Source organism: Sphingomonas mali NBRC 15500 (assembly GCF_001598415.1).
GTDB lineage: Bacteria > Pseudomonadota > Alphaproteobacteria > Sphingomonadales > Sphingomonadaceae > Sphingomonas > Sphingomonas mali.
Genome location: NZ_BCYX01000014.1, coordinates 1 through 13,608 on the forward strand (window position 1 = coordinate 1; position 13,608 = coordinate 13,608).

Genomic DNA, 13,608 nt, shown 5'->3' on the forward strand with positions numbered 1-13,608 from the left:
GAGCCCGCCGACGCAAGGCACGGCGGGGGGAGGATTCGAGAATCGGCGCATGGGGGAGGCAAGCGCGTCGGACGTCAGGGCTCGCGCTGCGGTGATCATCCCTCTCCCCTTGTTCGGTTTTTCCGAAATGCTTGACGTAGATCGCCAAGACCGACATCGATGTCAATGTGTTTCGGCGAGCGACGCCTGCAGAACGATAAGGGGTGGAGATGATTCTAAGGGGAGCGCCGTTGGCCGGCCTTGCCATCGCTGCCTTGGCACTCGGGGCGCCGGCGTCAGGACAGACGGCATCACCGGCGCGCGCTGACGCCCCTTCCGCCGCCGCATCCAGCGTCGCGAACCCGGCCACCTGGCCCGCGATCAAATCGCCGGTGCGCGAAGATCCTGCCATCGAAGGCAAGATCACCCAGTTGATCGCGCGCATGTCGCTCGAACAAAAGATCGGCCAGATCGTGCAGGGCGACATCGCCTCGATCACGCCCGACGATGTCCGCAAATATCATCTCGGATCGGTGTTCAACGGCGGCAATTCGGATCCGGGCGGGAAATATAACGCGCCCGCCAAGGATTGGCTCGCGCTGGCCGACGCCTTTTGGGACGCGTCGACCGGCGGCGATCCCAGTCTGCCGCGCATCCCGGCGATCTGGGGAATAGACGCGGTGCACGGCCATTCGAACATCGTCGGCGCGACGCTGTTCCCGCACAATGTCGGGCTCGGCGCGATGCGCGATCCGGCCCTGATGCGGCGAATCGGTGAGGTGACCGCGATCGAGATGCGCGTGACCGGCATCGATTGGACCTTTGCGCCGACCATCGCGGTGGTCCGCGACGACCGCTGGGGCCGCAGCTACGAAGGGTTTGGCGAAGTCCCGGAGATCGCCGCCAGCTATGCCGGGCCGCTGGTCAAAGGGCTGCAGGGAAAGATCGGCTCGCGGGACTGGCTGAAGGGTCGGCACGTCATCGCCACCGCCAAGCATTTCCTCGGCGACGGCGGCACCAAGGACGGCAAGGACCAAGGCGACGCCCAGGTGACCGAGGCACAACTCCGCGACCTGTTCGCGCCACCTTATGAAGCGGCGATCAAGGCCGGCGTGCAGTCGATCATGATCAGCTTTTCGAGCTGGAACGGCCGCAAGATGACCGGCAATCGCAGCCTGTTGACCGGCGTCGTCAAGGATCGCTGGAATTTCGACGGCTTCCTGGTCAGCGACTGGAACGCGCACGCCCAGGTCGAAGGCTGCAGCGCGTCCGACTGCCCCCAGGCGATCCTCGCGGGGCTCGACCTCTATATGGCGCCCGACAGCTGGAAAGGCATCTGGGAATCGACCCTTCGCGAGGTGAAAGCGGGGACGATCCCGATGAGCCGGCTGGACGACGCCGTGCGCCGCGTCCTGCGGGTCAAGTTCCGCGCCGGTATCTTCGATGCGAAGCGGCCGTCCGAACGCCCTTATGCCGGCCAATATGATCAGCTCGGCTCGCCCGATCACCGCGCGGTCGCGCGCCGGGCCGTGCGCGAATCTTTGGTGCTGCTGAAGAATGCGGGTTCGCTGCTGCCGCTGAAGGCCGGCGCCACTATTCTCGTCGCCGGTGACGGTGCCGACAATGTCGCGAAGCAGGCCGGCGGCTGGACATTGTCGTGGCAAGGGACCGGCACCCTCCCCGGCGATTTCCCCAACGCTACCTCGGTCTGGCGCGGCATCGATAATGAGGTAAAGGCCGCCGGCGGTAAGGCCACTCTGTCGGTCGACGGGAAGTTCGCGGCGAAGCCGGACGCCGCGATCGTCGTCTTCGGCGAGAACCCCTATGCCGAATTCCAGGGCGACCGCAGTGACGTGGCGTTCGACGATCCCGCCACGGTCGACAATCTGGCGACGATGAGGCGGTTGAAGGCCGCTGGCGTCCCGGTCGTCGCGGTATTCCTGTCGGGGCGCCCGCTCTGGGTGAATCCCTATCTCAACGCATCGGATGCGTTCGTGGCTGCGTGGCTGCCGGGATCGGAAGGAGAAGGCGTCGCCGACCTGCTGTTCGGCAAGGCCGACTTCCGGGGCAAATTGCCGTTCAGCTGGCCCCAGCGTCCGGATCAGGTACCGCTCAATGTCGGCGATCCGGGCTACGATCCGCTCTTTGCCTATGGCTTCGGTCTCACCACGCGCGACAAGGGCGATCTCGCCACGCTGCCGGAAGATCGCGGCACGCTAAAGGGCGATCGCAACGTCCTGTTCGCCCGCGGCAAGCCGACCAATGGCCGGCACTTCCTGTTCGGTAATGATGGCGCGCTCTCGGCCGATCCCGATCCGGCGCTGATATCGGCGCGATCTGCCGATCGTGGCGCACAGGAAGATTCGATCCGGATCAGCTGGACCGGGAAAGCGCGAGCGACGGCGGCATTGGTCGGCGAGCCGGTCGACCTGACGCGAGAGGCCAATGGTGATGTCGCGCTGGTCATCGACCTCAAGGTCGACGAAGCGCCGACCGCCCCGGTCCTGCTGGGCGGCAGGGACGTGACCGCGCGACTGACGGCGCTGGCGACCAGCAAGCAATGGGACCAGATTGCCGTGCCGCTGCGCTGCCTTGCCGGCACGCCGCTCGACCGCGTCACTCAGCCGCTGACGCTGACCACGGCAGGCCAGCTCGATCTGACCATCTCGGCCATCCGCTTCGCCTCGCCGCCGGAAGGGGTGGTCGATTGCCGCTGACGGCCGCCATTGCACGGGGGGTCAGGCCGGCCAGGATCGTCTTCGGAACGTTCCGGCCTTGCGTCCGCGCCAATTGGTATTATCGCTCCGCCTCACCGGCCGGTCGGTTGGCGGACATTTGCATGGCATGAAGACGGTCACCATCAAGGACGTCGCGGAACGCGCGGGCGTGTCGCCCAAGACGGTGTCGCGCGTCATCAACGATGAAGTGCATGTCCGCCCCGAAGTGCGCGAGCAGGCCATGCGCGTGGTCGCCGAACTCGATTACCGGCCCAATGCGTTCGCGCGCGGACTGTCGAGCGCCAAGTCTTTCCTGATCGGGATGTTTTTCGACGATCCGGCCTCGGTCTATGCCGCCGACTTGCAGCGCGGCGCGCTTACCCGCTGTCGAGCGCTCAGTCATCACTTGCTGATCGAAGAGGTCGACCGCACTCAACCCGATTGGATGGCGCGGCTCGATGCCACCTTGCGCACGGTAAAGCTGGCAGGCGCGGTGCTCACCCCGCCAATCTGCGACTGGCCGGACCTGATCGACATGCTCGAAGCGAACGAGGTGCCGATCGTGCGCATCGCGCCCGGAGACGCACTCGATCGCACCCCGCAAGTGCGCATGGACGACCGTGCCGCGGCGCGCGAGGTGACCGAAAAGCTGATCGCGCTCGGCCATCGTGACATCGGCTTCATCAAGGGCAATCCCACCCACAGCGCGACCGTGCGGCGGTGGGAAGGGTTTTGCGACGCCATTGCCGCCGCAGGCATATCGATCCCGCCGAAACGGGTGCTGCAGGGCGATTTCACGTTTCGCAGCGGCCTGATCGCGGCGGAGGCGATCCTGGGCGATAGCGAGCCGCCGACCGCGATCTTCGCCAGCAATGACGAAATGGCGTTGGCCGCATTGGTCGTCGCCATGCGCCACCAGATTGCCGTCCCTTCGGCCCTGTCGATCGTCGGGTTCGACGACGCGCCGGTGTCGCGCATGGCGTGGCCACAGCTCAGCACCGTGCGCCAGCCCAATCCGGAAATGGCCGCGGCGGCGATCGATCTGCTCGTCGGCCCCGGTCAGCAGACCCGCGACGGCAGCGCCTGCGTCGAGCTGCCCTATGAGTTCATCGAACGCGGCAGCCTCGCGACGGCGCGGCATTGATTGCCGGCAGCTGAGCGCACCGCGCGCTGGCCGCTAAGGCCGCGCTTCGTCGCGGCGCGCGGATGGCTTCGACCCGATCGCCGATAGACGCGCGCTTTCCTGCAGCAGCACGGTCACCAGTCGCATGCGAACGCTGGAGCGCGACCAGACGATGCCGATACGCCGGCCGATCCGCCGCTCGGGCAATTGCAGGCGGACGATGTCGATCCCTTCGGGCCAGGGCGGCGTCCAATCGGGGACGATCGACACGCCCAGTCCGCGATCGACCATCATCGCGATCGCATTCAGGGCATTGAGCTCGAACCGCTCGCGCGGGACGATGCCGAGTTCGTTCAGATAGACCTCCGCCGACCGACCGCCCCATTGGTTGCGATCGTAGCGGATCAACGGCTCCTCGCGCAGCAAATCAAGCGGATCGCGGTCGGCCAGCGCGCGCGGCGCCAGCACGATCAACGGCTCCTCACGCAACAACAGCCAGTCGCAGGTCTTGGGCAACGGATAGGGCGCCTCGAGCACCAGGGCGGCATCGAGCTTGCCCGCTTCGACATCGACGAAGAGCTGCGCCGAATTGCCCGACTGGATGTGGATGTTGACCTGGGGAAAGGTCTTGCTCACGCCCGCCAGGATGTCGGGCAGCAGACCGGTCAGCGGGGTGGTGCAGGCGCCGAGCCACAATTCGCCGGTCACTTCGCCTTCCTGCGCGATGCCGCGCAGATCGGTGGCGTCGCGCAGCAGCTTGCGCGCGGGGGCCAGGACGCGCGCGCCCTGTTCGGTCATCCGCATCGTCCGGCCGACGCGGAGCAGCAAGGGCGCGCCCATCTCTCGTTCGAGCGCGTGGAGCTGCTGGGCGACCGCTGACGCGCTGATATTGAGCACGCGCGCCGCGGCGGCCATCGATCCCTGGTCGACGACCGTGACGAAGGTCCTCAGGAAGCCGGTGTCGATAGCAGGGACTCCTCCGATTGGATCTTGCCGCGGCGTGGCGTGAAGATCGTCAGGCCTTCGAGCGAATGACTGGGCGGCGGGAACAGAAAGCTGGCGACATAGCCGATCACGATCGACGAGGCGATTGCCAGCGCGAGATAGAGATAGGGATGGACGAGGCCGAAGATCCACACGACGAGCGTGATGATCGAGGCGAGCACGATGCCGATCGCGACGCCCTGCCAATTGGCGCGGCGGGTGAATAGGCCGAGCGTATAGGCGCCCGCGCAACTGCCGCCGAACAGGCCGAACAATTCGATGGTGAGGTCGAGCAGCGAGTGGATGTCGAGCCGCGAGAGGATGATCGCGATGGCGATCCCGACCAGGCCGACGCCCACGCTGGTGATCTCGGCGAAACGGACGATCTGGCGCTGGCTGCGTCCAGGGATCAGCCGGTCGTAGAAATCGACTGACAGCAAGGTCGCGACGCTGTTGATGATGCCCGACAACGTGCCCATCGCCGCCGCGATCAACCCCGCGATGATCAGCCCGACCACGCCATGCGGCAGCTCGGTACCGATGAATGACGGAAACACCGTGTCGATCGGCAGCAACGGATTGAGCTGCCCCGGATGCACCCGGTAATAAGCGAACAGCACGGTGCCGATCATGTAGAACATGAATGCACTGGGCAGCAGCACCGCCGCGAACAGCCACACCGAGCGCCCCGCGGCCTTTTCCGATGGCGTCGCCAGCACGCGCTGCATCAGCACCTGATCCTTGGGAAAGGTCAGCACGACGTCGAACAGGACGAGGATCGTGAACGCCCAAACCGTCGGCTGGGTGACGTCGAAGCTGAAGTTCAGCATCCTGGTCTTATCGAACGCAGCCGCAGTGTCGACGATGGTACCGAAACCGATCTGCCAGACGATGAAGCCGATCGCGAACAGCGCGCCGCAGGTCAGCACCAGCACCTGGAAGACGTCGGTCCACACCACCGCACGCATCCCGCCGAGCGCGGTGTAGACGATGGTGAACAGGCCGACGACGACGATGCACGCGACGATGTTGGTGTCGGTGATCGTGCCGATCGCCATTGCCGGTAGAAACAGCACGATCCCCATCCGGCCACCGATCTGCATCATGATCCACAGCGCGCTCGACAGCATGCGGATCGCGGGATGGAAGCGCTGTTCGAGATAGTTGAACACCGACACCAGGTTCAGGCGGCGGAAGATCGGCACGACGAAGACGGCGACGAACATCAGCCCGACCACCGTCGTCATCTTCGACATGATATATTCCCAGTCGGTCTCGAACGCCTTGGCCGGGACCGCGAGATAGCTGATCGAACTGATCGAGCCCGCGAACATGCTGATCCCGGCGGCCCAGAACGGAATGGTCCGCGAGCCGAGGAAGAACTCGCTCGACGATCCCTGCTTGGCCCGCCGGTAGAAGGTCAGCCCGATGCCGAGCATGCCGAACAGATAGACGCCGATGATCGCCATATCGATCGGTGCGATCGACTGGCGCGCGGATTTGAGCGTCAGCGCGGAGAAAGCGAGGCCCTTGCCGTCGCGCCACGCCGACAGGATGCCGTCGCCCTGGCTGACGGCGGCGACTGCGGGGTGCGGCAGCGCCGATCCCAACGGTGCCCAGGCGTCGGTGATCGCGCTGTAGCTGTAGAGCCGCGCGCCGTCCGCTCCGCCGATGAGATAGAGCAAATAGGCCTGACCGATCGCGCGGGCCGAGCCGGGAACCACCGCGCCCGGCGCCGGCGCACCCGCGCTCCAGCCCTTGAGCTTCAGCCAGCGCCATTGCTGCCCGCGCGTCAACGTGACGAAGATGCCACCATTCTGCGCCGCGAGCGCAGCGGGCGTGCCGCCACCGGGCCAGGCAGCGAGCGACTGCCAGCTATCCAGCGTGGTCCAGTCGAGGCGAAGAAGATGCGGTTTGCCGCCGCCATCCAACCCGGCGATCAGCAAGGCGTCGGGCTCGAACGCGGCGGTGGCGGATCTGAGCGGCACGGGCAGCGGCGGCAGGTCCCGAGGAGTGAGCTCGCCATCCGAATATCGGAGCGCAGCCACCACGCTGGTAACGCCGTCGGCACCGCCGAGCAGCACCGTACGGCGACCGTCGCTCACCATCGCCAGCAGGGTCGGCACGTCTATCCGACGTTGGTTCACCGCCGACCAACCGCGCGGACCCAGCACGAACGCCCGCGTCCCGCCTTGTTCGATCGCTATGGGATGGCCGTCGACCGCTCCGAGCAGCACCGGTTTGTCAGATGCCAGCGTCGGGAGCCGGGTCGCCACCGTCGACATCGGCGGCTCGGCAAAAGCCGGCCCTGCGGATCCGATCAACAGACAGGCGGCCAGCAACAGCTTGAGCAGCGCGCGCATCAGGCTTCTCCCGCGCGGCGAAGCGTTTCGCGCGCCGCGGCGACCGCGGGGGCATCGGCCATCGCGCCGTCGAACAGGAACGCGCCATGCCCGCGCGTGCCGGCCTCGGCGGCCGCCGCCAACAGGCGCCGGGCCCGCGCCACATCCTCGCCCTTGTCGAACACGGCATTGGCGATCGTTACCTGGCGCGGATGGATGCAGCTCTTGCCCGGATAGCCGAGGCTGCGCGCGAGTTCGGCCTCGGCGCGGAATCCATCGTCGTCGGCGAGATCGGGCCATGCCCCGTCAAAGGCGAAGCGCGCGGCCTCGCCCGCCGCGAGCCGGATCGACCATAAAGCGGTCTGAACATGGCGAAGATCGTGTCGATCCACGCCGAGCGACGCGAAGAGATCGTTGAGCCCGACCTGCAGGCCGACCACGCGCGGATGCGCGCCGGCAATTCCCGCGGCCTGGGAAATTCCCCGCGGGGTCTCGATATTGACCAGCAAGCCGGCGGCGATGCCGGCCGCTTCCATCTGCACGGCGACCATGCGCACCGCGACCGGCGAGGCGGCTTTGGGGAGGTTGACGCAGTCGACGCGAAGGCCGGCCAGCGCGGCGAGGTCATCGGCGAAAAAGGGGCTTTCGAGCGCGTTGATGCGGACGATCATCCGTTTGGCCGACGACAAGACGGCGTCCGAGCGCAACCATTCGACCAGACGGAGGCGTGCCGCCGCCTTGTCGCTGTCAGGCACGGCATCTTCGAGATCGAACGACAGTGCGTCGGCATCTCCCGCCAACGCCTTGGCGAAGAATTCGGGGCGCGAGCACGGCACGAACAACTTGCTGCGCATCGCAGCTCCCTCCCATGTCGCCGCACCTTGCCTGATGCGGTCGACCGGTCTGTAGCGCGGGAATAGCGCAGCGTTGCTGCGTTCACAGAACAGGAAAACTGTTGTCTCACCCCCCCGAAGCGTAGCCATTCTTGGGTCGGCGAACCACAGAAAATCTTGGGTGTGAACGCAGCACTCTGCCGCTTTTGCGTGCCTCGGCCTCGCTTTAGGCTGCTGAAAAAATACGCCGGGGAGGATTTCCAATGAACGATCATGCGCGTCTGACGCTTGCCGCCGCTCTTCTGTCGAGCGTCGCTTTGCCGGCCTTTGCTCAGGCCAGTCCCGATCCCGTCCCTTCGGCCGAGCCGCAGACCGCGAATGCGGCTGCACCTGTCGACGAGGGCCAGAGCAGCGCCACCGGCCAGCAGGAGAGCGCGGAGGATCGCGGCGAGATCGTCGTCACCGGCAGCCGCTCGCCCAAGGCGGTCGACAAGATCGCGGGCGCGGTCACCGTCATCACCTCCGCCGAAGTGAAACGCTCGCTAACGATCACCGAGGACGCGACCGCCGTCCTGGCCCGCTCGGTGCCCGGCTATTCCGAGTCGAACCAGACGCTCAACACGCTGGGCGAGACGATGCGCGGCCGCACCGCGCTCTATCTGTTCGACGGCATTCCGCAGTCGACGCCGCTGCGCGACGGCAGCCGCAACGCGACCTTCACCGACATGGCGACGATCGAGCGGATCGAAGTGATCGGCGGCGCCTCGGCGGCCGAAGGCATCGGCGCCGCCGGCGGCATCATCAACTATATCTCCAAGCGCGCGACCGAGCCTGGCACGCATTTCGGCGTCTCCGGCCGCTTCGGAACGCAGTTCGACGACGATAGCTCGGTCTGGAAGATCGGCGGCACGATCAGTCACAAGTCCGACGGCATCGATATCTTCGCCGCCGCCTCGTATCTCAGCCGCGGCATCACCTATGATGCCAAGGGGCGCCGCATCGGCCTCAGCGCGTCGAGCTCGCTGGCCGATTCCAAACAGGTCGATTTCTTCCTGAAGGTCGGCAAGGATTTCGGCGCCAACGATTCGCAGCGGCTCGAGGCTGAGGCGAGCTACTTCAAGCTCACCGCCAATGGCGACTATCATTATGTCGCTGGCGTCCGCCCGCCGGCGGGCAAGGACCAGACCACGGGCATTCCCGACACCGCCGAGCCGGGTCCGCCGGTCGATCCGCTCACCGGCCAGTTGCTGTTCAAGCCCGACTTCAACCGCTTCCAGCAATATGCGGTCAACTACACCAACAAGGATCTGGTCGGCGGCAGCCTGGTCGCGACCGCTTATTACGCCAAGCAGGAGATGCGCTTCCCGGGCGACAACAGCATCGACAAGCAGGATCCTAGGATCGACCCGACCGGCAAACTCTACGACCAGTCGGAAATCCTCTCGAAGAAATACGGCCTGCGCACCTCGTACACGCACCCCGATTTCCTGCTGAAGGGGCTCGAACTGCGGTTCGGCGTCGACCTGGTCCACGACCAGACCCAGCAATATCTCGCGGTGACCAACCGCGTCTGGGTGCCGCCGATGAACTACACCAGCTTCGGACCCTATGTTCAGCTCGAATATGAGATCGGCCCGATCACGCTGAGCGGCGGCATGCGCCACGAGGACGGCCGGGTGAAGGTCGACGATTATACCACGACCTATTACCGCAACAGCGTGTTCGTGAAGGGCGGTACGCTCAAGTACAAGAACGACCTGTTCAACGCCGGCGCGATCGGCCGGCTGGGCAGCGGCTTCTCGGTCTACGCCACTTACGGCGAGGGCTTCACGCTACCCAATTTCGGCATTCCGCTGCGCAACGTGAACGTCCCGGGCAAGTCGGTCGAAGGGCTGCTCGACCTCGAGGCGGTGATCTTCAAGAACAAGGAAGTGGGCTTCAACTGGCGCGGCAAGCAGGGCAGCTTCGGCGTGTCCTATTACCAGTCCAAGTCGGCTCTTGGATCCAGCCTGTCGGTCGATCCGGTGACCAAGGACTATGTCCTCAACCGCAAGCCGATCAAGATCTACGGCATCGACGTCACCGCCGAGTTCCGGCCGACCTCGACCTTGCGGCTGAACGCGCTGTACAGCCACGTCATCGGCAAGACCACGAAGGCCAATGGCATCACGTCGCCGCTGGACGTCCAGCTGGGCATTATCAATATCGCGCCAGACAAGTTGAACGGCCAGATTTCCTGGCAATTCAACCAGCACGGATCGGTCTCGTTCGGCGCCAGCCGGCTCTTCGGGCGCGACCTCAACACGATCAACGAGCATACCAAGGGCTATACCTTGTTCGACGCCACGGCCAATTACAGGGTCGGGGAAGTCGGCACCTTCTCGCTCGGCGTCGAGAATCTGTTCAACAAATTCTATTTCCTGAGCTCGTCGCAGATCGATATCTATCAGAATTATTTCGCGGGCCGCGGACGGACGGTGTCGTTGACGTTCAGCCGCAATTTCTAAGGCGAGAAGGGCCGTGGGCGATCGCTCCAAACCGTCGGTGCTGATCGCCGGCTCCGCCAATGCCGATTTCGTCGTCCGAGCTGCCCGCATCCCCGCGGCCGGCGAGACAGTGCTCGGCGGCGACCTCGCGATCTTCCCCGGCGGCAAGGGTGCCAATCAGGCGGTAGCCGCTGCCCGCGCCGGCGGCGTTGGCACCCGGATGGTTGCGGCGCTCGGCGATGACGATCTCGCGCGGTTGATCGCGACGTCGTTGACCAGCGCCGGCGTCGACCTCGACGTCCGGCGCTCGTCGCGATCGACCGGGGCGGCCCTGATCACCGTGTCCGACGAGGGCGAGAATGCGATCACGGTCGCCCCCGGCTCCAACGCCGATCTCGGCCCCGACGATCTGCCCGATCTCGACGGAATATCGTGGCTGGTGATGCAGCTGGAAACGCCGCTCGACACGGTTTCGGCGTTCGCCCGAACCGCGCGCGATCGCGGGATCAAAGTGCTGCTCAACGCCGCGCCGGCGCGCGCTTTGCCCTCCTCCCTGCTCGCGGCGGTCGACCTGTTGGTCGTGAACGAAGACGAGCTTGGCGTGCTCGTGGGTGCCGAGGGATCGATCGCCGAGCGGCTCGCACGAACTGGGGTCGCGACCACGGTCGTGACGCTGGGCGGGCGAGGCGCCTGCGCACGCATCGGCCAGGACTATGCGCTCCAGCCGGCCTTCGCCGTCACGCCGGTCGACACGACCGCCGCCGGCGATACCTTTTGCGGCGTGCTCGCCGCGGGTCTGGCGGACGGTCTCGACGTGCCGGCCGCGTTGGCCCGTGCCGCGGCGGCCGGCGCGCTCGCCACCACCAAAGCGGGCGCGCAATCGAGCATCCCGCCGCGCGCCGAGCTGGATGCGTTCATCATCGAGGCGCACCAGCATGGTCATGACGACCTCGCCGCTTATTGCGGCCTGAGCCCGGCAGCGAATTGAAGAAAGTCCCATGACCAACCCGATCCGCACGACCAGCGACGTCAAATTCTCGCACGCGCTCACCGGCCCCTATTTGCCGACGCCGGGCAAGGTCCCCGGCTGGCCGTTCCAGGAAATGGGCCGCTGGAAAATCGACGCCGACGGCGCCGCCGACGAATGGGTGCAGGGGCTGATTGAATGGCGCCGCGAGCATCTGATCCGCATCGGCTTCGACGACGAGCTGTACCGCCGCCCCGAGCTCCGATGGTCGCAGGCGAATTTCGTCCATCATCTGTTGATGGTCGAGGACCGCTATTTCTACGATGCCGACACGGGCCGCTATACCGTCGACCGCTATCTCGACGATCTCGAGGCGCGGCTCGGCACGATCGACAGCGTGCTCCTCTGGTACATCTACCCCAATATCGGGATCGACGACCGCAGCCAGTTCGACCTGGTCGATGCGCTCCCCGGCGGGATCGAAGGGCTGAAACAGGCGGTCGCCGATTTCCACCGTCGCGGGGTCAAGGTGTTCCTGCCGACCATGCCATGGGACAATGGCACGAAGCCCGGTGAGGCGCCCGACTGGGAACGGATGGCGGCGATCGTCGCGGCGACCGGTGCCGACGGCATCAACGGCGACACCTATAGCGGCGTGCCGCTCGCCTTCCACAAAGCGTGCGAGGCGGCGGGCGGTGCGGTGGTGCTGCAGCCCGAGACGACGGCACAGGCGGGCGACCATATCCTCAGCTGGAACCTGCAGAGCTGGACCAAGCGCGTCCCCGACGAGAGCATCCCGACGGTGCTCAAGCTCAAATGGCTCGAGCCCCGGCACATCATCAATATCGAGAATCGGTGGAGCCGCACACGGACCAACGACCTGCAGCACGCCTTCTTCAACGGCGTCGGTTACGTCGCCTGGGAGAATGTGTTCGGCTTCGTCAACCGCTTCACGCCGCGCGACGCCGAGACGCTGCGTCGGGTGGCGATGGTCCAGCGCTTCTTCGCGCCGCTGATCGTCAGCCCCGACTGGCGGCCGTACGAGCGGACATTGCAGGCCGGAATCTTCGCCAGCCGCTTCCCCGGCGCCGGTCGGACCTTATGGACGCTGATCAATCGCGCCGACTATGCCATTGATGGCGAGCAGCTTGCGGTGCCGCACAAGGCCGGCACGAAGTATTTCGATGCCTGGAACGGCGTCGCGCTCGATCCGCGGATCGACGGCGACCGCGCGATCCTGACGCTCGACATTGCCGGGCGCGGTTTCGGCGCGATCCTCGCCGTCGCGGAGGGCGAGACCGTCGCAGGTCTCGACGCCTTCCTGGCCGAGATGCACGCTCGCGCCGCCACGCCGCTCGCCTCGATCCCGGCGAGCTGGAGTTCGGCCAAGCAGGAACTCGTACCGATCGCGCCAACTGCTCGGCATGCCGACGCGCCCGACGGCATGGTCGCGATCCCCGCCGGCGAGTTCGACTTCGCGGTGCACGGAATCGAGATCGAGGGTTACGCCGCCGACGGCGTCGATGTGCAATATCCCTGGGAAGACAGCCCGCGCCGCCATCATCGCCGCCGCATGGCGATCCATGCCTTCTGGATCGACCGTTTTCCGGTGACCAACGCTCAGTTCAAGACCTTCCTCGACGCCAGCGGCTACGCGCCTGCCGACGACCGCAATTTCCTGCGCCATTGGCAGGACGGCGCACCGCCCGCCGGATGGGAGAACAAGCCCGTCACCTGGGTCGCGATCGAGGATGCGCGTGCCTATGCTGACTGGGCGGGCAAGCGCCTGCCGCGCGAATGGGAATGGCAATATGCCGCCCAAGGGACCGACGGCCGATCCTACCCCTGGGGCAATGAATGGGACGAGGCGGCGGTCCCCGCGCCGTCGCTCGACCGCACGATGCCGGCGCCGGCCGATGTCGACGCGCATCCCGCCGGCGCGAGCCCGTTCGGCGTGATGGATCTGGTCGGCAACGTCTGGCAGTGGACCGACGAATATCTGGACGATCGCGTCCGTGCCGGCGTCCTGCGCGGCGGCAGCGCCTATCAGCCGCAGACCTCGCACTGGTATTTCCCCCCGGCCTATCGGCTCGACGAGCATGGCAAGTTCCTGCTGATGGCGCCGGCCAAGGACCGCTCGGCCGGGATCGGATTCCGTTGTGTCGCCGATCGCTGAA

At 66.0% G+C, this 13,608-nt stretch carries 9 protein-coding genes; 5 read left to right on the top strand and 4 right to left on the bottom strand.

All coding sequences use genetic code 11. The annotated features are described in order from the left end of the window. A partial coding sequence (locus SMA01S_RS25150; RefSeq protein ID WP_245649248.1) for a hypothetical protein occupies nt 1–424 on the bottom strand: 424 nt, incomplete at its 3' end. Between SMA01S_RS25150 and SMA01S_RS11865 the strand changes: the two genes are divergently transcribed. Together SMA01S_RS11865 and SMA01S_RS11870 are read left to right on the top strand one after the other, a co-directional pair. Further along, on the top strand, nt 423–2,696 hold the full coding sequence (locus SMA01S_RS11865; protein ID WP_245649249.1) for a glycoside hydrolase family 3 protein: 2,274 nt from the start codon (nt 423–425) through the stop codon (nt 2,694–2,696). The genes SMA01S_RS25150 and SMA01S_RS11865 overlap by 2 nt on opposite strands. Nucleotides 2,697–2,823: 127 nt before the next feature. Further along, complete coding sequence (locus SMA01S_RS11870; RefSeq protein ID WP_066822039.1) at nt 2,824–3,840, top strand: LacI family DNA-binding transcriptional regulator; 1,017 nt, start codon at nt 2,824–2,826, stop codon at nt 3,838–3,840. Between the two features lie 33 nt (nt 3,841–3,873). Here the strand turns inward: SMA01S_RS11870 and SMA01S_RS11875 are convergent, their stop codons facing one another. From SMA01S_RS11875 to SMA01S_RS11885, 3 genes are read right to left on the bottom strand one after another with little or no spacing between them, the layout of a single operon-like run. Then, on the bottom strand, nt 3,874–4,734 hold the full coding sequence (locus SMA01S_RS11875; RefSeq protein ID WP_218016885.1) for a LysR family transcriptional regulator: 861 nt from the start codon (nt 4,732–4,734) through the stop codon (nt 3,874–3,876). A 32-nt stretch (nt 4,735–4,766) separates the two neighbouring features. Then, nucleotides 4,767–7,166: a sodium:solute symporter gene (locus SMA01S_RS11880; RefSeq protein ID WP_066822042.1), complete on the bottom strand. Its 2,400-nt coding sequence runs from the start codon at nt 7,164–7,166 to the stop codon at nt 4,767–4,769. Continuing rightward, complete coding sequence (locus SMA01S_RS11885; protein ID WP_066822044.1) at nt 7,166–7,999, bottom strand: HpcH/HpaI aldolase/citrate lyase family protein; 834 nt, start codon at nt 7,997–7,999, stop codon at nt 7,166–7,168. Before SMA01S_RS11885 ends, SMA01S_RS11880 begins: the two co-directional genes overlap by 1 nt. 242 nt (nt 8,000–8,241) lie before the next feature. Here SMA01S_RS11885 and SMA01S_RS11890 point away from each other — a divergent pair, with 242 nt between their 5' ends. The 3 genes from SMA01S_RS11890 to SMA01S_RS11900 are packed head-to-tail and all read left to right on the top strand — an operon-like array spanning nt 8,242 to nt 13,607. Continuing rightward, nucleotides 8,242–10,485: a TonB-dependent receptor gene (locus tag SMA01S_RS11890; RefSeq protein WP_066822046.1), complete on the top strand. Its 2,244-nt coding sequence runs from the start codon at nt 8,242–8,244 to the stop codon at nt 10,483–10,485. Between the two features lie 13 nt (nt 10,486–10,498). Then, nucleotides 10,499–11,452, top strand: coding sequence for a ribokinase (locus tag SMA01S_RS11895; protein ID WP_218016886.1), 954 nt, complete (start codon nt 10,499–10,501; stop codon nt 11,450–11,452). Between the two features lie 10 nt (nt 11,453–11,462). Further along, nucleotides 11,463–13,607, top strand: a complete 2,145-nt coding sequence (locus SMA01S_RS11900; RefSeq protein ID WP_066822048.1) for an SUMF1/EgtB/PvdO family nonheme iron enzyme — start codon at nt 11,463–11,465, stop codon at nt 13,605–13,607. Nucleotide 13,608 lies beyond the last annotated feature (1 nt).

Excerpts from the sequence above, each read along its gene's own strand:
- SMA01S_RS11865 (WP_245649249.1), top strand. The coding sequence starts at position 423 with ATGTCGCTCGAACAAAAGATCGGCCAGATCGTGCAGGGCGACATCGCC.
- SMA01S_RS11870 (WP_066822039.1), top strand. The coding sequence starts at position 2,824 with ATGAAGACGGTCACCATCAAGGACGTCGCGGAACGCGCGGGCGTGTCG.
- SMA01S_RS11875 (WP_218016885.1), bottom strand. The coding sequence starts at position 4,734 with ATGGCCGCCGCGGCGCGCGTGCTCAATATCAGCGCGTCAGCGGTCGCC.
- SMA01S_RS11880 (WP_066822042.1), bottom strand. The coding sequence starts at position 7,166 with ATGCGCGCGCTGCTCAAGCTGTTGCTGGCCGCCTGTCTGTTGATCGGA.
- SMA01S_RS11885 (WP_066822044.1), bottom strand. The coding sequence starts at position 7,999 with ATGCGCAGCAAGTTGTTCGTGCCGTGCTCGCGCCCCGAATTCTTCGCC.
- SMA01S_RS11890 (WP_066822046.1), top strand. The coding sequence starts at position 8,242 with ATGAACGATCATGCGCGTCTGACGCTTGCCGCCGCTCTTCTGTCGAGC.
- SMA01S_RS11900 (WP_066822048.1), top strand. The coding sequence starts at position 11,463 with ATGACCAACCCGATCCGCACGACCAGCGACGTCAAATTCTCGCACGCG.